Origin of the sequence: Hymenobacter saemangeumensis (assembly GCF_039541835.1) — a bacterium.
Lineage (GTDB): Bacteria > Bacteroidota > Bacteroidia > Cytophagales > Hymenobacteraceae > Hymenobacter > Hymenobacter saemangeumensis.
Genome location: NZ_BAABGZ010000020.1, coordinates 63,453 through 81,843, shown reverse-complemented (window position 1 = coordinate 81,843; position 18,391 = coordinate 63,453). Strand labels below are relative to the sequence as shown.

Here is an 18,391-nt window from a genome sequence, read left to right as displayed (position 1 = left end):
TAGGCTTTATACCGCCAGCCAGTCGATGTCTTTGCGCAGCCAGAGCTGGGTTTGGGCTTCGGCCGAGCCCGGCTCGGGGGCCTGGTTGTAGTGCCACTCCACCTGGGGCGGCAGGCTCATGAGAATGGACTCGGTGCGGCCGCCGGTTTCGAGGCCGAAGCGGGTGCCGCGGTCGATAGCCAGGTTGAACTCGGCGTAGCGGCCGCGACGCAGCAGCTGCCACTGCTTTTCGCGCCCGGTGAAGGGCAGGTCGCGGTTTTGGCGCATCAGGGTGCTGTAGGCGCGGCCGTACACCTCGCCTACGTCCTGCACAAAGGCAAACAGCTCCTCAAACGAGCCGTCTTTGCCCACGGTGAGGCGGTCGAAGAAGATGCCGCCCACGCCGCGGGTTTCCTGGCGGTGGGGCAGGTAGAAGTACTCATCGGCCCAGGCCTTGAAGCGCGGGTAGTAGCTGGCGTCGTAGCGCTGGCACACCTCGTCAATCTGCTCGTGAAACCAGCGGGCCTGGGCAAGGTCCACGTAGATGGGCGTCAAATCCAGGCCGCCCCCGAACCAGGCTTCGCCGTTGCCGGCTTCGAAGTAGCGCACATTCATGTGGGAGATGGGCACGCGGGGGCTGCGCGGGTGCTGCACCACGCTCACGCCGGTGGCGAAGTAGCGCGCGTCGGGCATGAGCAGCTGCTGGGCAGCTTTTTCGCTCATCTGGCCCCACACGGCCGAGAAAGCCACCCCGCCTTTTTCCAGCACCTTGCCGTTTTGAATGACGCGGGTGCGGCCCCCACCCCCGCCCTCGTGCTGCCAGGGGTCTTCGTGGAAACGAATACCGCCGCCATCGGCCGATTCGAGCTGGTAGCACAGCCAGTCCTGAAACTGACGCATCCACGCTTCCACGGTGGTGCGGGCAAAGGTTTCTACTGCTTGAGGGGTGGAGGTTATCATATTAATTAGGGGATAATGACGGGATGGGGGTTTTAGTTGTCAGTTGTTCGTTGTCAGTTGTCAGATTGTTCTATATAATTATTCTTAACAACTAACAACTAACAACTAACAACTAACAACTAACAACTAACAACTAACAACTAACAACTAACAACTAACAACTAACAACTAACAACTGACAACTGACATCAGGCCCAGCGCACGGCGTGGTAGTCGGGCAGCTTAGCTTGCTTTTCCTCCTGGGCCAGGCGCTCGGCGCAGCGGTCGCAGCAGGCGGTGGCGGGCAGGGCTTCGGCGCCGCGCAGCACCAGCACCGGAATCTGGGTGTGGTAGGCGCGGGTGGTGGCGTAGCAGGCGTCGAAGTAGCGCAGCAGCTGGGCCGGGGTGCCGGGGGCCACTACGAGGAGCTGCACGCCCTGGCGGGCGCAGAAGTCGCTGATGCCCTCCAGCGGCGCATCGTCTTCGAGCAGGTGGGCCGTCACGCCGTTCCAGCTGAGGTGGGAGGCCGCCCGGTTGAGGTCCTGCTTGAGGCGGCGGCGCTGGCTGCGCTCGGCCGGGGCGTAGAACTGCACCAGGTCGAGGGGCGCGGGGAAGGCGCCTTCCAGGGCCGAGAGGCGGGGCAGGGTGTTGAGGTGCAGGCTGCCGAAGTCGGCTAAAAACGCCAGGCGGGAAGGCAGGGAGCGGCGGCCGGGCGGTACCACCAGCACGGGGCAGGCCACCAGCGCGGTGATGGCCGCGGCGTGGTTGCCGGGGGCTTCCTGCCGGCCGCAGTCGATGTGCTCCAGGCCCATCACCACCAGGTCGGCGGCGCAGCGGGCAGCTTCGGCCTGCACGTGGTCGTGCAGGCAGCCGGCCAGCACGCGGTAGCGGTAGCGGATGCGGCGGCCGTCCTGGCGGGTGAGCTGCTGGTAGCGCAGGCGCTCGGCCAGGCTGCGCAGGCGCTGCTCCTGCCGTTGCAGCTCACCGGGCGTAGCAGCGGGTACGCAGTAGAGCAGCACCACTTCGGCGGGCCAGCGCACGGCCAGCTTGTTGGCATACGCCAGGGTGTGCTCGGCAGCGGGCGTGTGGTCGATGGGAACGAGGAGGGTGTGCATGGTGGTTTCTGGTTTCTTGCTTTTGGTTGCTGGTTCCCGGTTTTTGCTCTGGAACTGCAACCAGAAACAAGAAACCAGAAACTAGAAACTTAGCTAATGGCAGGAATGAGTAGTGCGGGGTTGGGTGGCGGGGGCCTGCATGGTGGCGGCGCTGAGCCGGGGGCTGAGGTAGGGAATGCCCAGGCCCAGGCCGCGCACGATGAAGAGCAGGGCTAGTACTGAGGCCACGTAGGGCACGGCCTGGCGCATGCGCATGCGCCAGCGCAGCGGCACCAGCTGCCCGGTAAGCGACAGAGCAAACATGAGGGGCAGGGTGCCCAGGCCGAAGCAGGCCATGTAGAGTGCGGCGCCGGCCACGCCGGGGGCACTCAGGGCCCCGGCCAGGGCCAGGTACACCAGGCCGCAGGGCAGCAGGCCATTGAGCACGCCGGTGGCATAGAGCGCCCAGCCCCCCTCCTTCTGAAACAGGTGGGTCAGGGTGTTTTTGACCCAGGCCAGGGGGCGGCTCAGGCCCAGCGCGGCGGCCAGCCGGGCAGAGTAGGGCTCGGGCACGGCCACCAGCAGCAGGATGAGCAGGCCGGAGGCAATAGACAGGCTTTGCTGCAGACCGGCCAGGCGCAGGCCCTGGCCCAGCAGACCGGCGGCCGCGCCCAGCGCGGCGTAGGTAGTGACGCGGCCCAGGTTGTAGAGCAGGCGGCCCGCAACGTAGCGCAGCGAAGCACCGCCAACATCTGCCCGCCCAGGTAGTGTCAGGGCAATGGCCCCGCACATGCCCACGCAGTGAAAGCTGCCCAGCAACCCAAAAACAAAACCAGCCCAGAGCATTGCGTTAATAGCTAAATCCGGCTGCAATTTTGGCCGGCAAGCCCCGGTGCCAACATGACAAAAATCAGTTCAAAACACTGATTTCCTTTTCCACAAAATAGGCTTGTCCGGCAGCCTCAAAGTCGAGGCGCACGCGCCAGAGGCCGGCTTTAAGCCTGGCGGTGCTCAGTCGCTGCTGGCCCTGGGCATTGGGCTGCAGGGGCACGCTGAAGTCCAGGGCTTTGTCGGAAGGTCGGAAGAACTGCACCTTGCCGCTGCTTAGCTGAGCAGCCAGCGTGACGGGCAGCTGCAGAGCCAGCTCTTTGGCCTCGGCCTTATGGCTTACTTCTACCGGGGCGGGCAGGGCGGCAGTGCGGGCCAGGGCACTCATGCGCTGCTGGTGCTGCAGCTCCTGCTGGTAGTAGTCGGCACTCACCAGGTCGACGCTGGAGCGCATGGCCTGCTGCACCATGTAGCCGATGTAGGCGGCGAACAGGACGAAGGTGGCGATAATGGCGTAAGGCCAGAAGGAGGTGGGTTTTTGAGGAGCCGACATGGTGGCTATGATGCAGGGATAAGGGCTATTGTTCCATGTATTCTTGAGTTAAAAGTTAAAAGTGGAGAGTTAAAAGCCGGAACAACTTTTAACTCTCAACTTTTAACCTACTACCGCGCCGGGCCCAGAAACTTGGTGTTCGTCTCCGCAATCAGCTGGCCGTTGCTGAACACGCCAATGCGGATTTTCTGGTTGGTTCGCTGCAGGGCGGTGCGGGGCAGCTCGGCAAAGAACACGCCCTCGGTGATGCCCTGGGCTGGCAGCCGGAGGCCGGGGCTGCCCACCAGCGAAATCTGGCCCTGGGCGGGCTCCAGCACGCGCAGCGTGATGGGATAGGGCCGGTTGGTTTTGTTGATGACCGAGATGTTGTAGAGGTTGGTGATGGTGCCGTGCGTGGTTTTCTGGAACAGCTGACCGGGCGTGCGCAGCACCGTAGCCTGCACGTTGGAGCGCGACACCAGCAGGCCGGTGAGAATGGCCAGCAGCAGCACGAGCACGCCCGACAAGGCCTTGGTGCGCCCGGTTATCTTAAACCTGGTGCCGTTCTCAATCCCGTTCTCCGAGGCGTGGCGGATGAGGCCTTCGGGCAGGCTCACCAGGTTCATGATGGCGTTGCAGGCGTCGATGCAGGCGGTGCAGTTGGTACACTCCATCTGCTGGGCGCCATTGCGGATATCGATGCCCGTGGGGCACACCTGCACGCATTGGTTGCAGGCTATGCAGTCGCCGGCGGTGCGCAGCATGTTCTTGCGTAGCTTCTCCCGGGGCTCGCCGCGCTTGTAGTCGTAGGCCACCACCAGGCTGTCTTTGTCGAGCAGCACGCCCTGCAGGCGGCCGTAGGGGCAGGCAATGGTGCATACCTGCTCGCGGAAGCGCGCAAACACGGCGTAGAACACGCCGGTAAATAAGGTCATGGAGGCCAAGCCGCCCAGGTGCTCTCTCGGCGGGTCGGTCACAATCTTCAGCAGCTCATCGGTGCCGATGATGTAAGCCAGGAAGGTGTTGGCAATGGCAAATGAAATCAGGAGAAACAGTGCGTGCTTAGTGGTTTTGCGCCAGAGCTTGTTCCAGCTCAGCTCGCTGCGGTCGAGGGCCTTCTGCTGGGGGGCATCGCCTTCCAGCCAGTACTCGATGCGGCGGAACACCATTTCCAGGAAGATGGTCTGGGGGCAGACCCAGCCGCAGAACACCCGCCCGTACACCACCGTGAACAGGATGATGAACACCAGAAAGGTGAGCATGGCCAGCAGCAGGATAAAGAAGTCCTGGGGCCAGAAAATCTGCCCCAGGATGATGAACTTCCGCGCCGGCAGGTTGAGCATGAGCAGCGGCAGGCCGTTGAGCCGCAGCCAGGGGCCGGCAAACAGCAGCGCCAGGAAGCCATAGCTTAGCCACTTGCGGTAGTTGTAGAGCCGGCCGCTGGGCTTTTTGGGGTAGAGCCACACCCGCTGGCCCGCCGCGTCGACCGTGGCGATGGAGTCGCGGAAAGTGTCGGGTGACTGGGTTTTTGTGGTGGACATGGGAAAGGAATTAAGGACGTTCAGCCCCACCCCCGGCCCCTCCCCTGCGGGGGAGGGGAGCCAGTTCGGAAGCAGGTTTCATCTGGCTCCCCCTCCCCCGCAGGGGAGGGGGTCGGGGGGTGAGGCTAGCGGCTGGCCACACTCTTAGCCGCCTCTTTCTCGCCCTGAGGCTCCTTGGCGTTGGCCGGCTTGCTGCCCTGCAGGCTGAGGATGTAGGAGCTTACCTGCAGAATCTGCTTGCCCGAGAGCTTGCCTTTCCAGGCTACCATGCCCTTGCTCGTCACGCCGAACTTGATGGTTTTGTACACGTGGTTGACTTCGCCGCCGTGCAGCCAGTACTCGTCGGTGAGGTTGGGCCCTACTTTGCCTTCGGCGGCGCCGCCGTGACAAGGGGCGCAGTTGGTGGCGTAGAGGGTTTTGCCGCTGCTCAGGTCGGCCGGGGTGGTGAGCACCTGGTAAGTGGTGAGCTTGTTGGGGTCGTCGGCATCGGGCGACACCATGAGGGCGGCCTGGGCCATCTCGTACTCGTACTCGGCGCCCTGCAGCGGGCCGCTTTGCAGCACGTGGTAGTAGCCCACATACACCAGGGCAAACACGATGGTGAGGTAGAAGCCGTACTTCCACCAGGGCGGCAGGTCGTTGTCGAACTCGTGGATGCCGTCGTAGTCGTGGTCGAGCAGCTCGTCTTTCACCTCGCCGCGTACCAGACGGGCGTCGCCGATGAGCAGGCCCAGCACCTGCCCGCTCCAGGTGTTGTGCACCGTGGGCAGCTCGTACACCTTGCGCAGCAGGGGCTTCATCTTCACCACCAGCAAGGCGATGACGAGCACAAACACCAGCAGTACCAGCACCAGGGTGCTGAGCAGGAACCAGAAAAGCAGCAGCTGCGTGTCGAAGCCGCCGGTTTTGGCGGTGGCGGCGGGGGCTTCTTGGGCCATGACTGCGCTGCCGCTCAGCAGCAGGGCGGCCAAGGCCAGGGGCCAGGGGCGGTTTTTCAGGGGGGTTAACATACGGCGGACCCTTTCTCGGCTTGGGGTTCGGATTGGTTTAGGGCGGCCGGCCGCAGCGGGGCGTGGCGGGTGGCCGAGGCCACCGAGGCGCCGGTGACAATGACCAGCAGACCCACCAGGCCCAGGGCCCCGGTCAGCAGCCAGAACAGGATGCTGGAGCCAGCATCCGCCGAAGCCGCAGCGGGGCTTTCCGCCTTGGCCAGGTAGCCGATGAGCAGGCCGGTGGCGGCCATCAGCAGGGTGCGTTTGCTTAGCATAAGGGTTGGGTTTCGAGGTGGGCGGTAAAGGCTTCTTCGTCGCTGAGCAGGGGCAGCTGGCTCATGGTCTTGATGTGCTGGCCATTGGCCAGCGCCACGTAAGCCAGCAGCCCCAGGAAAAAGAGAAAGAAGATGACGAAGGAGATAAGCGGGTATATCTCAATGCCCGCAATCGACTAAAGGACGTTTTTGTACATGGGAACCTCACGGGACCCCGCCGGGGCCGGCCCCCGAAGAATGCTTGAAGCGCATTCCCAAAAGAGAGGGGGAGCCTGACGAAGGGTTTTGATTTAAATAGTGGAGGGATAAAAGGAGTCGCCTGGCTCCCCTCCCTTTTGGGGAGGGGCTGGGGGAGGGGTTAATCGGCCGCGGCGGCCTGCTCGGGCTTCACTTTGATGTCGGTGCCCAGGCGCTGCAGATAGGCGATGAGGGCCACGATTTCCCGGTCGGACTTCACCTCGATTTCCTCTTTCTTCAGCTCGGCCACGATGCCGGCGGCCTGCTTTCTGGCGTCGGCCACGGCCTGCTGCTCGTAGCCGGCCGGGTAGGGCGTGCCCAGCTTGCGCAGCACCGAGATTTTCTCGGGTAGGGTGCTGTAGTCGATGTCCTGCTCAAACAGCCAGGGGTAGGGCGGCATGATGGAGCCGGGCGACATGCTGGTGGGGTCGAGCATGTGGTTGTAGTGCCAGGAGTGCGGGTACTTGGCCCCGAGGCGGTGCAGGTCGGGCCCGGTGCGCTTGCTGCCCCAGAGGAAGGGCCGGTCGTACACAAACTCGCCGGCTTTGGAGTACTCGCCGTAGCGCTCGGTTTCGGAGCGGAAGGGGCGCACCATCTGGGTGTGGCAGTTCGAGCAGCCTTCCTTAATGTAGAGGTCGCGGCCCTGCAGCTCCAGCGAGGTATAGGGCTTCACCGACGCGATGGTGGGCACGTTGCTCTTGATGAGGAAGGTGGGAATCATCTCGATGGCGCCGCCGATGAGGATGGCGATGGTGGCGCCGATGCTGAGCTGCACGGGGCGGCGCTCAATCCAGCGGTGCCAGTGGCCGCCCTGGTGCTCTTCCACCAGCTCGGCGGGCAGCAGGGGCGCGGCCTGGGCTTTCTCGTTGGCGAGCAGCGAGCCGGCCTTGGCCGTCTTCACCAGGTTGTACATCATCAGAAACACGCCGCTCAGGTAGAGCACCCCGCCGATGCCGCGCAGGTAGTACATGGGCACCAGGTTGAGCACGGTTTCCAGGAAGTTGGGGTACTGCAGCATGCCTTCGGCATTGAACTGCTTCCACATCAGGCCCTGGGTGAAGCCGGCCCAGTACATGGGAATGGCGTAGAACAGGATGCCCAGGGTGCCGAGCCAGAAGTGCGTGGTGGCGAGCTTTTTCGAGTACAGCTCGGTGCGGTAGAGGCGGGGCCACAGCCAGTAGAGGATGGCGAAGGTGAGGAAGCCGTTCCAGCCCAGGGCGCCCACGTGCACGTGCGCTACAATCCAGTCGGTAAAGTGGGCAATGGCGTTGACGTTTTTCAGTGAAAGCATGGGGCCTTCGAAGGTGGCCATGCCGTAGGCCGTGATGGCCACCACCATGAACTTGAGCACGGGCTCCTCGCGCACCTTGTCCCAGGCGCCGCGCAGGGTGAGCAGGCCGTTAATCATGCCGCCCCAGCTCGGCGCAATCAGCATCACTGAGAAGGCCACGCCCAGGCTCTGGGCCCAGTCGGGCAGGGAAGTATAGAGCAGGTGGTGCGGGCCGGCCCAGATGTAGATAAAAATCAGCGACCAGAAGTGAATGATGGACAGGCGGTAGGAGTATACCGGGCGGTCGGCGGCCTTGGGCAGGAAGTAGTACATCATGCCCAGGTAGGGCGTGGTGAGGAAGAAGGCCACGGCGTTGTGGCCGTACCACCACTGCACCAGCGCGTCCTGCACGCCGGCATACAGAGAGTAGCTTTTCAGGAAGCTCACCGGCATGGCCATCGAGTTGACGATGTGCAGCACGGCCACGGTGAGGAAGGTGGCGATGTAGAACCAGATGCCCACGTACAAGTGCCGCTCGCGGCGCCGGGCAATGGTGCCGAACATGTTCCAGCCGAACACCACCCACACCAGCGTGATGGCGATGTCGATGGGCCACTCCAGCTCGGCGTACTCCTTGCTGGTGGTGAAACCCAGCGGCAGCGTGGCCACGGCCGAGACGATGATGAGCTGCCAGCCCCAGAAGTGCAGCTTGCTGAGCACGTCCGAGAACATGCGCGTCTTGCACAGGCGCTGCAGCGAGTAGTACACGCCCATGAAGATGCCGTTGCCGACGAAGGCGAAAATCACGGCGTTGGTGTGCAGGGGGCGGATGCGGCCGAAGGTGGTGTAGGCCGTGCCCAGGTTCACCTCGGGCCTGGCCAGCTGGAAGGCAGCCAGCACCCCTACCAGCATGCCGATGATGCCCCACACGACGGTGGCAATACCGAAGTCGCGGACAATCCTGTTGTCGTAGAAAAACGTGTCGACGGCCCGGGCGGGTGGCTGGGGAACCAGGGGCGACTTAGGCGCGACGGCCGGGGGTAAAGTGGCGACTTGCATAGCCAGAGAAGTAGTTGATTTTACTACTTCAAAGGTCCCCCGGGGCCGATTTTGAAAAGATGACGAACGTCAGGTGAGGCGGGTGATTGATGTCAGCCCCACCCCCGGCCCCTCCCCTGCGGGGGAGGGGAGCCTGTGCCGGTTGCCCCGGTTCGTTCGTCAGTTAGCCATGCATGGCGCTTTCGACAAGCTCCATTACCCGCTGCCATTTAATGCCGTTTTGTTGCTCCAGGGTTAACTGATGGTCTTCTTCGAACACCTTGATAAGTGGTATGGAGCCCAACTCCTGTGTATGTACCCAAGTCTTGATATTCAGGGTATCTGAGTACCCGGGAAGCTGGGTTTGTAGCCAGCCGAAATAAGCCGGCTCATCCACTCTTTCCGGGTCGTTCCATACCTCATTCACGCGGTAGAAATTCTCCTCGCTCAGACTAGCCCAGACATTCCAGCAGAAAATTTCTTCCCTGCCGATAACCGGAATTTCGATACGCCCGCGAATGAAGAAATGGGCTTCATCTACTACGCATAGGCTTTCGGTAAATTCCACCCTTTGCTCACGCTCATCCGGCGGAACGCTGAAATAATAATCCGGAAACTCAGCCCCGAAGCACATGGGCATCTCATTGTGAAACTCCCCGCAGCGGGAGCAGGTGAAGCCTTCCATATCTTGACAGACGCTATTGCTTCAGGCCAAAATAAACTATTCCATGCCCAGGCTACTCCGCCTCGTCCTCAAACAGGATGCGCACCGAGGGCGTGTAGTCGTCTTCGTACTGCCCCGAGCGTACGGCCCAGAAAAAGGAAGCCAGGAAGGTGAGGGCCACGAGCAGGCTGATGCCGATGAGGAGGAAGATGATGGTCATCGCAAGACAACTTTAAGGTGAAAGCAAGTCCGAAAGGAAGCATCAGGCTCCCCCTCCCCCGCAGGGGAGGGGGCGGGGGGTGGGGCTACAGCCGGTTCATCCGCGCCGCCAGGCGCACCAGCAGCGTGGCAAACACCATCACGCTGAGCGAGCTGATGGGCATGAGGATGGCCGACACGATGGGCGTGAACCTGCCCTGCACGGCCAGGCCCAGGCCGATGCCGTTGTAGCAGAAGGACAGCACGAAGGTGGCCAGCACGACTTGCAGGCAGTCTTTCGAGAAGTTGAGGAAGGTGCTGAGGCGGCCGAAGCTGCCGGCGTCGAGGATGGCGTCGCAGGCAGGCGAAAAGTTCGAGAGGGTATCGGTGAGAGCTATGCCGGCGTCGGCCTGCTGCAAGGCGCCGGCGTCGTTGAGGCCGTCGCCTACCATGACGACGGTGCGGCCCTGCTGTCGGAGGCCGGCGATGTAGTCGAGCTTGTCCTGAGGCGTCTGGCGGAAGCGCAGCTCGGCCTCGGGGCCGAAGAGCTGGCGCAGGCGGTCCTGCTCGGTGTCGTTGTCGCCGGAGAGCACGGCTAGGCGGTAGCGGCGGCCCAGGCCGTTGAGCACCGAGCGCAGGTCGTCGCGGTACACGTTGCGGAAGAGGTAGCAGCCCGCTACTTCGCCGGCTAGGCTGATGTGGACGCGCGACTGCAGGCTGTCGGTGGTAGAAGCCGAAGCCTCAGCTGCCGGGGCCAGGCCCACGAAGGCGGCTGAGCCTGCTTTCACCTCGAGGCCGGCTACCGTGCCGCGCAGGCCCTGGCCGGGCACTTCACGCAGGCCCTGCACGGGCCAGGCGCTGGCCTGCAGCTCGGTGGCCAGGCGCTGGCTGAGGGGGTGGGTCGACTGCGCGACCAGGGCCGCTACCGCCTGCCGTTCCGGCCCGGTAAGCGGGCGGCCCTGGTACTCTACTTCCGAGCGTTTCACGTCCGTGAGGGTGCCGGTTTTGTCGAAAACGATGGTATCGGCGCGGCCCAGGGTTTCGACCACGGCGGCGTTCTTGAGGTAGAGCTGGCGGCGGCCCTGCACGCGCAGGGCGGCGCCCAGGGCGAAGGGCGTGGCCAGCGACAGCGCGCAGGGGCAGGCAATGACCAGCACCGAGGTGAAGGCGCGCAGGGCCATCTGCGGGTCGCGGGGGTACCAGTACGGGATGGAGCCCAGAGCCAGCACCAGCGTAAGGGCCACGAAGTAGCGGCCCACCTTGTTGGCGTAGGTTTCGAGGCTGACTTTTTCCTCTTTCTGGAAGGCGGGGTTGTTCCAGAGCTGGGTGAGGTAGCCCTGCGACACTTCGCGCACCACTTCCAGCTCCAGCGCCTCCCCTACCTGCCGGCCGCCGGCGTACACGATTTCGCCGGCCACCTTGGGCACGGGCACGCTTTCGCCCGATACGAAGCTGTAGTCAATCTGCCCCGTCCCGCGCAGCAGCACGGCGTCGGCGGGAATGATTTCCTGGTTGCGCACGCGGATGCGCTGGCCGGCTTTCAACTCCTTTACGGATATCGACTTCTCGCCGTCCTGGCCAAGCAGCGTCACGGCCACGGGGAAGTAGGAAGTAAAGTCGCGGTCGAAGCGCAGGGCGTCGTAGCTGCGCTGCTGCACCCATTTGCCAATGAGCATGAAAAACACCAGGCCGGTAAAGGAGTCGAAGTAGCCCGGGCCGCGGCCGGTAGCCACCTCAAACACGCTGGTCACGAACAGGGCCGTAAGGCCCAGGCTGATGGGGAAGTCGAGGTTGATGTAGCGCTGCCTCAGCCCCTGCCAGGCCGACTGGTAGAAGCCGCGCGCGCTCACCAGCAGCACGGGCAAGGAGAGGGCCATGCTCAGCCAGCCGAAGAACTGACCGAAGCCCTGCTGTAGCGCCTCGGTAAAGGAGAAGTAGTCGGGGAAGGCCATCAGCATCACGTTGCCGAAGGCGAAGGCGGCCAGCCCAAGCTGGTAGTAGAGCGTGCGGCTGGCGTGGTGGGGCTGGGCCCCCAGCTCGGCCAGGGTAATCCGGGGCTCGTAGCCCACGGCGGCCAGCAGCTTCACCACTTCCTTAAGGCTGGTGACGGCCGGCTGGTAGCTGACGGCAACTTCCCTGCGCAGGAAGTTGACCCGCGAGGAGCTAATGCCCGGGTTGAGCTTGAACAGGTTTTCGAGCAGCCAGATGCAGGACGCGCAGTGCATCTGCGGAATGCTGAAGGTGAGCCGCGCCAGGGTGGGCGAGCGGAAGGCCAGCAGCTGGCCTTGCACGGCTTCCGAGTCGAGGTAGTCGAAGCGGCCGGGCAGCTCCACTTCCTTCACTTTCTGGCCGGGCTTTTCGTCGAGGCGGTAGTAGGTGCAGAGGTTGCTGGCCGCCAGCAGCTCGTACACGGCCTTGCAGCCCTGGCAGCAGAAGTGCAGCGCCGGTTCGGCCGGCAGCCGAATGGGCTCGTCGGGGCAGGTGTCGCCGCAGTGCGAGCAGGCAAGGAGGGGCGTGGTTGCGGGGGCAGGCGGAGCGAGGAGAGTAGGCACGGGCAGGTAGGCGGATGGCAGCCACAAAGCTCCGGCCCGGGCCAGGCGGAAAAGCTGATGAACGTCAGGCCGGCGGGGTGATTTAGCGCAGGTGAGGAGGTGGCGGGGATGTCGGACCTTTGCGCTACACCTAACCCCACCCCCGGCCCCTCCCCAAAAGGGAGGGGAGCCTGACTTTTGAAAGGTGAGGAGCGTTAAAAGCAGAACTACCTTTTGCCGTTTCTCTTTTAATTAAAAAGCAGACCAACGTGACTGGCTCCCCTCCCTTTTGGGGAGGGGTTGGGGAGGGGTTTATACCATCCTACTATGCGCCCTCACCCTACCACCTCGCTCCTGCTGCTGGCCTCCCTGTTCGGGTGGGCCGGCCTGATTTCCGGCATCTCCTTTCTCGAAGCACCGCTCAAGTTTACGGCCCCGCATATTACCGTGCCGCTGGGCCTGGGCATTGGGCGCATCGTGTTTCAGGCCCTGAACAAGGTGGAGCTGGTGCTGGCCACCGTAGCCGTGCTCAGCGCCTGGCGGCTGCGGGTGCCCGGCCACGTGGCGGCTACCCTGTGCCTGCTCGGAGCTATTCTGCTGCTGCAAACGTTCTGGCTGCTGCCGGCCCTGGATGTGCGGGCGCTGGCGTTGCTGGCCGGCCGCCCCGCTCCACCCAGCTCCCTGCACACTACCTACATTGCCCTGGAGGTAGTGAAGCTGCTGACCTTGCTGCTCACCGGCAGCTGGGCGTTCCGCTGGATGCTGCGGAACGCCGGCACCGGCTTTGCCCTGCCCCGCCTCTCGCAGGTGAGGGCATAACTTCAACTACTTTTCTGCCCTCCCCATGCCCGATACCCTGCCCGACATCAGCACCGAAGCCGACATCCGGCTCATGGTCGACACCTTCTATGGCAAAGTCAACCACGACGCCCTGCTGGCCCCCATCTTCAACGGCTTCGCCCAGGTGAACTGGGAAAGCCACCTGCCCATCATGTACGACTTCTGGAGCAGCATCCTGCTGGGCAGCGCCCGCTACCACGGGCGGCCCTTTCCCAAGCACCTGCCCCTGCCCATCGATGCCACGCATTTCAAGCGCTGGCTGGAACTGTTTCTGACCACCGTGGATGAGCTGTACGCCGGCCCCAAAGCCGAGGAAGCCAAGCTGCGGGCCCTCAACATTGCCAACATGTTCGAGTACCGGTTGCGGCAGCGCGGGCCGCTGCAGGTGCATTAGCCCCACCCCCGGCCCCTCCCCTACGGGGGAGGGGAGCTTGACGATTGAGATAAAAGGGAAGAGTTAAAAGACGTTCTATCTTTTAACTCTTCCCTTTTAACTTTTAACTGAAAATGAGTAGCCACCGTAAAAAGCTCCCCTCCCCCGCAGGATTCCGCGCATCAAGCGGCGTGGGCCGGGGGTAGGGCTACCGGTAAATCAGAATCCGCGCCGCCTCGTGGCAGCTCAGCGCGTGGGGCGCCCCCTGGGGAATAATGACGTAGTCGCCGGCCGTTACTTCGGTGGCTACGTCTTCCTGGGTGATGGTGAGGCGACCGGCCAGCACGGTCACGAACACATCGACGGGCGCGGTGTGGGTGACCATTACCTCGCCGGCCCGGAAGGTTTTGTAGATACCCTTCTGGCCGCTTTTATCGAGCAGCACTAAGGCTTTCTGCTCGCCGGCAGGGCTGTGCTGGCCGCCCAGCAGGCTGCCGCTTTTCAGGGGTGGAAACATAACAGGGGAATTAATGCATTTGATGGCTCAAAGCACGGGCGTATCCCCGGCGGCCTGCATGTCAAAACTCAGCTTTGCAGCTGAGATGCAGCAGGTACTGTACCGCGGACTCTGCGAGTCCGCGCGTGCTAACGTCCAGACGCGCGGACTCGCCGAGTCTGCGGTACGGGTTACCAGTGGGCGCGGCGCAGCTTTTCGGGCTGCAGCACGCGGATGTTTTTCGGCGTCAGCTCAATGAGCCCGTCCTGCTTGAACTCGCTGAGGGTGCGAATCAGGGATTCGGAGGCGGTGCCGACCATGGCGGCCATGTCTTCGCGGGAAAGCTGAATCGTGCCTTCCGGGGCCTGCTCGTACAGGCGCAGCAGGGTATCGGCCACGCGGCGGCGGATGGAGCTGTAGGCCATGCCCAGCAGCTGCTCTTCCCGCTCGCTTACGCGGCCGGCCAGCAGGCGAATAAACTGCTGCCCCACGTCGAGGTTGCGCATCAGCAGCTGGGTGAAGTCGTCCTTGGGAATGTACACCAGCTCGGCGTCGTCCACGGCCACGGCCGAGTCGCTGTGGGCGGTGCTTTCGAGCAGGGGCAGGTAGCCAAAAAACTCGCCGGGGCCGTAGAGGCCGGTAATCAGCTCCTTGCCGGCGTCGGTGGTTTTCACGGTTTTCACGCGGCCGCTTTTCAGGAAGTACACCCGGTTGGGCTCGTCGCCTTCGAGGTAGATGTCCTGCTTTTTGCGCACCTGGTACACCTTGCGGTCGGCCGAGAGGCTGGCCAGGTTGCCCACGGCGCGGGCGTCGTCGAAAAACTCGTGCAGGCCCTCGGCCTGCAGGTCGTAGTCCGACCTCAAGGAGCGGAAGCGGTTGAAGCGGCCGGTAATGGCGCTCAGCAGCTCGGCTTCGTCAAAGGGCTTGGTGAGGTAGTCGTCGGCGCCCAGCTCCATGCCGCGGCGCAGGTCGGCGCGCTCGGTTTTGGCCGTAAGGAAGATAAAGGGCACGCCCGCGAGCTGGGGGTTCTGGTTGAAAATCTGGAGCACGCCGTAGCCGTCCAGCACCGGCATCATGATGTCGCACACCACCAGGTCCGGCTTTTTGGCCAGGGCCTGCTCCACGCCGAGCTTGCCGTTCTCGGCCGTGCGCACATCGTAGCCGGCCAGCTCGAGAATCTCGGCGGTGTTTTCGCGAATCAGCTCGTTGTCCTCAATCAGCAGAATGGTTTTCATACGGGATGGTAATGGTGACGGTGGTGCCCTGGTTTAGCTCGCTGTGCAGGGCAATGCTGCCGTCCATCAGCTCCAGGTACTTGGCAATGATGTAGAGGCCCAGGCCGGTGCCGGGCACGTTGGTGACGTTGCGGGCCCGGAAGAACCGCTCGAACAGGTGCTCCTGGTCTTCCCGAGAGATGCCCACGCCCTGGTCCTGCACCAGCAGCGTCAGCCGGCCGCCCGCGCAGTCGGCCTGCACGCGCACCACCGCGTTTTCGCCCGAGTACTTGATGGCGTTGGAGAGCAGGTTGACCAGGATTTTGCGCAGCAGCGAGGGGTCGAGGCGCACCGGGCCGGGGCAGGCCAGCTGCCGCTCGATGCGTTGCCCGGCCTTGAGCATGCCCTGCACGTCGGCTACGGTTTCGTCGAGCAGGGTGCCCAGGTCGAGGCTGCTGGGGCGGGCTTCGATTTTGCCTTCCTCGATGCGACCCACGGATAGGAATTCCTCCAGGATGTCGTTGAGGTGGTTGACCGAGGCGCGAATGCGCTGCAGGTGCTTGAGGCGCTTGTCCTGCTGCTCGGCGCCGGGGTACTTCTCAATCAGCGTGGCCGAGGTGAGCACGGCCGTGAGGGGGGTGCGAAACTCGTGGGAGGCCATGCTCACGAAGCGCGACTTGAGCTCGCCCAGCTCCTGCTCCGCGGCCAGGGCCTGGGTGAGCTCGTGGCTGCGCTGCTCCAGCTGCTCCAGGGTGTTCATCAGGGCGTGGGTGCGGTCGGCCACTTTCTGCTCCAGCTCTGCGTTGAGGCGTTCCACGCGCTGGCGCTGGTCAATCAGCTCCCTTTCCGCTTCTTTCTTGAAGGTGATGTCGAGGATGTAGGACACCACGTACAGCTCGTCGTCGATGTGGAAGTAACTCAGGCTGATTTCCACCGGAAACTCCGACCCGTCGCGGCGCTGGGCCAGCAGGTCGCGGTTGTGGCCCATGTTGCGCACGGCGGGCTGGGCATTGAACGACTCGCGCAGCTTCTCGTGGCGCTCGCGGCTCAGGGAGCGGGGCACCAGCACTTCAATGCGCTGCCCAATCAGCTCCTGCGGCTGGTAGCCGAACAGCTGCATGGCGTGCTGGTTGGCCGACACGATGGTGCCCGGCCGGTCGCACACGATGATGCCGATGGTGGCATTGGTAAACACGGCCTCGAAGCGGCGCACGCTGTGGGCCAGCTCGCGCTCGGCCTGCTGCAGGCGGTTTTGCTCGCTCAGGCGCAGGAGCAGGCTGGGGTGGCCCTCGGCCTCGAAGTACGTCAGCTCCATGCGTCCCCAGAACGAGCCGCCGTCCTGGCGCTGCACCTGGGCTTCCACCGCCCGGCGGCCTTCCCGGCGCACCTGCTCGCAGAGACCAAGCCAGTCGGCGCCAGACCAGGCCGGCACCGACAGGGCGCGGCCACTGCCGGCCAGCAGCGCCTCTTCGGAGGCATAGCCCAGCAGCTGCACCCCGGCCGGGTTTACCTGCGTGAACCGCCGCTCGCTTAAATCATACAGGCCGATAAACTCCTCGGCCTGGGAGTACAGCAGCTCCAGCAGGAGGCGGGAAGAAGGCGTAGTTGGCATAAAGTTGGTGGCTGGCCCTGGCTGGCAGATGGCCATTTGTGGCCGAAAGTTACGGCCGGACAGGGTGGATGCGCCGCATGGGGGAAGGCTGATAAATGTCATTCCCCGGCCTGACGGCCATCATGCTGGCTGCTTGGGAGCGGGGGTAATTTTACGCTGTCATCCTAGCCCTAGTAGCCATGCCCGCGCCCCTCCCTGCTCCTGCTCAGCCCACCGATGCAGCCGTGCTGCTGGTGCTGCTGCCCCCGGCCCTGGGCAGCAGCCGCGCCGCCCAGGCTGCCACCATGGCTGCGCTGAAGGCGCTGCAGCGGCAGCTGGGCGCCAGCATCCGCGTGCTCAAGATTGACGAAGCCAGCCACCCGGCCGTGGTAAGCAGCTTTCAGGCTACCGAGCTGCCCGCCTTTGTGCTGGTGCGCCGCGGCGTGGAGCTCTGGCGGCAGCAGGGCCTGCCCGAAGGCGAGGCCATTGTGCCCCTGCTGCTGAGCAAGGTGCAGCCGGTGGTAGTAGCGGAGTAAGCCAGCGGCGGGCCCGTGTGCCCCTCTCCAGCATTTCCCGAAGGCGTGCACCCAAAGCATGATTACAGCAGGTTTTAGCTTCCTGTACTGAGTTAACAACGTTTTGGGCTACTGTAGGCAGCGCGGACTCTTAGCCCGCGAGTGCGCCCGAGTTGGTGAACTCGCGGACTAAAAGTCCGCGCTACGATGCTGCGTACACTGACGATGAAACCGCTCTAAAAGCGTATACCGGCCCGAAAACTGCTGCAAGGACTAGAACCCGCATCTGGCGTGAGAAAGTCCCGCGCCAGGCACACTGGCCTTATTCCACGGGCAGCAGCAGGACGGGCACCGGCGTGTGCTTCAGCACCTGGGCCGTCACACTGCGGTGAAACAGCTCGCTGAGGTAGCTGCGCTCCCGCGCCAGCAGAATCAGCACGTCGGCCTGGGTTTCCTGTACGGCCGCCAGAATGCCGCAGCTGGCCTGGGGCTGGCTGTAGCCGCGCAGCTCCGGCGCAGGCAGGCCCTGCAGCAGGCCGCTGGCCTGCACGGCCCGGAGAGCCGCTGCGCAGGCGGCGCTGTCCTCGCCCTCAGCCGATACATGCGCTACCAGCACTTCGGCCCCCAGCCGGCTAAGCAAGGGCCGCCAGGCCTGCGCCTCGTTGGAGAGGGCAAATGGCTCGGCATCGGCGGCCACCAGGAAGCACTGCGGTACGGCGGCCGGCGCAGCAGCCGGCACCAGCAGCAGCGGGTACTGCCCGGCCCGCAGCAGCTCCACGCAGGCCGGCACGATGCTGGCCGCCGCCTCTTCGGCCGGCTGCCCCAGCACAAACAGCGCCGGGCCGTAGCGCTCGGCCAGGTCCTGTGCCACGGCCGGCAGCAGGTCGGTGCTTAGCTCCACGGTAGCGGGGGTTCGCAGCCTGCCGGCCACCCGGCGCAGGGCGCTGACCGTATCGGCCTGCAGCACCAGCTCGTCGCGGCGGTAGCTTTCATCCAGCAGCTCGTAGGGGTCGACCAGCGCGGCGCGGTTTACGTGCAGCAGCACCAGGTTGGCATGCAGGGCCTGGGCCAGGGCGTCGGCGTAGCGCACGGCGGCCCGGTCGGGGGCATAAAAGCCGGCGAGGGCAATCAGGGTCAGCGGCATGGGGCAGGTTTCTTATTTCCAGTTTATAGTTTCTTGTTGCTTGCTGCTTGTTTCCGGTTATTGATTGCTGGCTGATGTCGTTCAAACGAAAACCAGAAAC

18 protein-coding genes are annotated in these 18,391 nt (G+C 63.9%); 3 read left to right on the top strand and 15 right to left on the bottom strand.

Annotated elements, in window-relative coordinates; all coding sequences use genetic code 11:
- Nucleotides 1–6: 6 nt before the first annotated feature.
- From hemF to ABD919_RS10315, 11 genes are all read right to left on the bottom strand, one after another.
- Entirely contained in the window at nucleotides 7–939 is a 933-nt protein-coding gene (hemF, locus tag ABD919_RS10365) for an oxygen-dependent coproporphyrinogen oxidase (protein ID WP_345235929.1), read from the bottom strand.
- Nucleotides 940–1,127: 188 nt separating this feature from the next.
- Nucleotides 1,128–2,033: a universal stress protein gene (locus ABD919_RS10360; RefSeq protein ID WP_345235928.1), complete on the bottom strand. Its 906-nt coding sequence runs from the start codon at nucleotides 2,031–2,033 to the stop codon at nucleotides 1,128–1,130.
- Nucleotides 2,034–2,126: 93 nt separating this feature from the next.
- Entirely contained in the window at nucleotides 2,127–2,858 is a 732-nt protein-coding gene (locus ABD919_RS10355; RefSeq protein ID WP_345235927.1) for a sulfite exporter TauE/SafE family protein, read from the bottom strand.
- Nucleotides 2,859–2,922: 64 nt separating this feature from the next.
- Nucleotides 2,923–3,393, bottom strand: a complete 471-nt coding sequence (locus ABD919_RS10350) for a FixH family protein (RefSeq protein WP_345235926.1) — start codon at nucleotides 3,391–3,393, stop codon at nucleotides 2,923–2,925.
- 110 nt (nucleotides 3,394–3,503) lie between these two features.
- Entirely contained in the window at nucleotides 3,504–4,913 is a 1,410-nt protein-coding gene (gene ccoG, locus ABD919_RS10345) for a cytochrome c oxidase accessory protein CcoG (RefSeq protein ID WP_345235925.1), read from the bottom strand.
- Between the two features lie 125 nt (nucleotides 4,914–5,038).
- Nucleotides 5,039–5,923 (bottom strand): cbb3-type cytochrome c oxidase N-terminal domain-containing protein, encoded by an 885-nt coding sequence (locus tag ABD919_RS10340; RefSeq protein ID WP_345235924.1) that lies wholly within the window; start codon nucleotides 5,921–5,923, stop codon nucleotides 5,039–5,041.
- Entirely contained in the window at nucleotides 5,917–6,180 is a 264-nt protein-coding gene (locus ABD919_RS10335) for a hypothetical protein (RefSeq protein ID WP_345235923.1), read from the bottom strand. Before ABD919_RS10335 ends, ABD919_RS10340 begins: the two co-directional genes overlap by 7 nt.
- Nucleotides 6,181–6,538: 358 nt before the next feature.
- Nucleotides 6,539–8,746, bottom strand: a complete 2,208-nt coding sequence (gene ccoN, locus ABD919_RS10330) for a cytochrome-c oxidase, cbb3-type subunit I (RefSeq protein ID WP_345235922.1) — start codon at nucleotides 8,744–8,746, stop codon at nucleotides 6,539–6,541.
- A 163-nt stretch (nucleotides 8,747–8,909) separates the two neighbouring features.
- A complete protein-coding gene (locus ABD919_RS10325) occupies nucleotides 8,910–9,410 on the bottom strand; it encodes a DUF2199 domain-containing protein (RefSeq protein WP_345235921.1) in 501 nt (166 codons plus the stop codon).
- 52 nt (nucleotides 9,411–9,462) lie between these two features.
- The gene (gene ccoS / locus ABD919_RS10320) at nucleotides 9,463–9,609 is read right to left on the bottom strand and encodes a cbb3-type cytochrome oxidase assembly protein CcoS (RefSeq protein WP_345235920.1); all 147 of its coding nucleotides are present in this window, start codon (nucleotides 9,607–9,609) and stop codon (nucleotides 9,463–9,465) included.
- 85 nt (nucleotides 9,610–9,694) lie between these two features.
- Complete coding sequence (locus ABD919_RS10315; RefSeq protein ID WP_345235919.1) at nucleotides 9,695–12,139, bottom strand: heavy metal translocating P-type ATPase; 2,445 nt, start codon at nucleotides 12,137–12,139, stop codon at nucleotides 9,695–9,697.
- 306 nt (nucleotides 12,140–12,445) lie between these two features.
- On the opposite strand from ABD919_RS10315, the gene ABD919_RS10310 reads away from it, so the two are divergent.
- Entirely contained in the window at nucleotides 12,446–12,937 is a 492-nt protein-coding gene (locus tag ABD919_RS10310; protein WP_345235918.1) for a hypothetical protein, read from the top strand.
- 25 nt (nucleotides 12,938–12,962) lie between these two features.
- Nucleotides 12,963–13,352: a group III truncated hemoglobin gene (locus ABD919_RS10305; protein WP_345235917.1), complete on the top strand. Its 390-nt coding sequence runs from the start codon at nucleotides 12,963–12,965 to the stop codon at nucleotides 13,350–13,352.
- A 187-nt stretch (nucleotides 13,353–13,539) separates the two neighbouring features.
- On the opposite strand, the gene ABD919_RS10300 is transcribed toward ABD919_RS10305, so the two are convergent.
- From ABD919_RS10300 to ABD919_RS10290, 3 genes are all read right to left on the bottom strand, one after another.
- Complete coding sequence (locus tag ABD919_RS10300) at nucleotides 13,540–13,848, bottom strand: cupin domain-containing protein (RefSeq protein ID WP_345235916.1); 309 nt, start codon at nucleotides 13,846–13,848, stop codon at nucleotides 13,540–13,542.
- Nucleotides 13,849–14,018: 170 nt separating this feature from the next.
- Nucleotides 14,019–15,062: a response regulator gene (locus ABD919_RS10295; protein WP_345235915.1), complete on the bottom strand. Its 1,044-nt coding sequence runs from the start codon at nucleotides 15,060–15,062 to the stop codon at nucleotides 14,019–14,021.
- On the bottom strand, nucleotides 15,040–16,653 hold the full coding sequence (locus ABD919_RS10290; protein WP_345235914.1) for a sensor histidine kinase: 1,614 nt from the start codon (nucleotides 16,651–16,653) through the stop codon (nucleotides 15,040–15,042). The genes ABD919_RS10295 and ABD919_RS10290 overlap by 23 nt, the downstream gene beginning before the upstream one ends.
- Nucleotides 16,654–16,832: 179 nt before the next feature.
- On the opposite strand from ABD919_RS10290, the gene ABD919_RS10285 reads away from it, so the two are divergent.
- A complete protein-coding gene (locus tag ABD919_RS10285) occupies nucleotides 16,833–17,168 on the top strand; it encodes a thioredoxin (RefSeq protein ID WP_345235913.1) in 336 nt (111 codons plus the stop codon).
- 301 nt (nucleotides 17,169–17,469) lie between these two features.
- Here the strand turns inward: ABD919_RS10285 and ABD919_RS10280 are convergent, their stop codons facing one another.
- Entirely contained in the window at nucleotides 17,470–18,291 is an 822-nt protein-coding gene (locus ABD919_RS10280; protein ID WP_345235912.1) for a universal stress protein, read from the bottom strand.
- Between the last annotated feature and the right edge of the window lie 100 nt (nucleotides 18,292–18,391).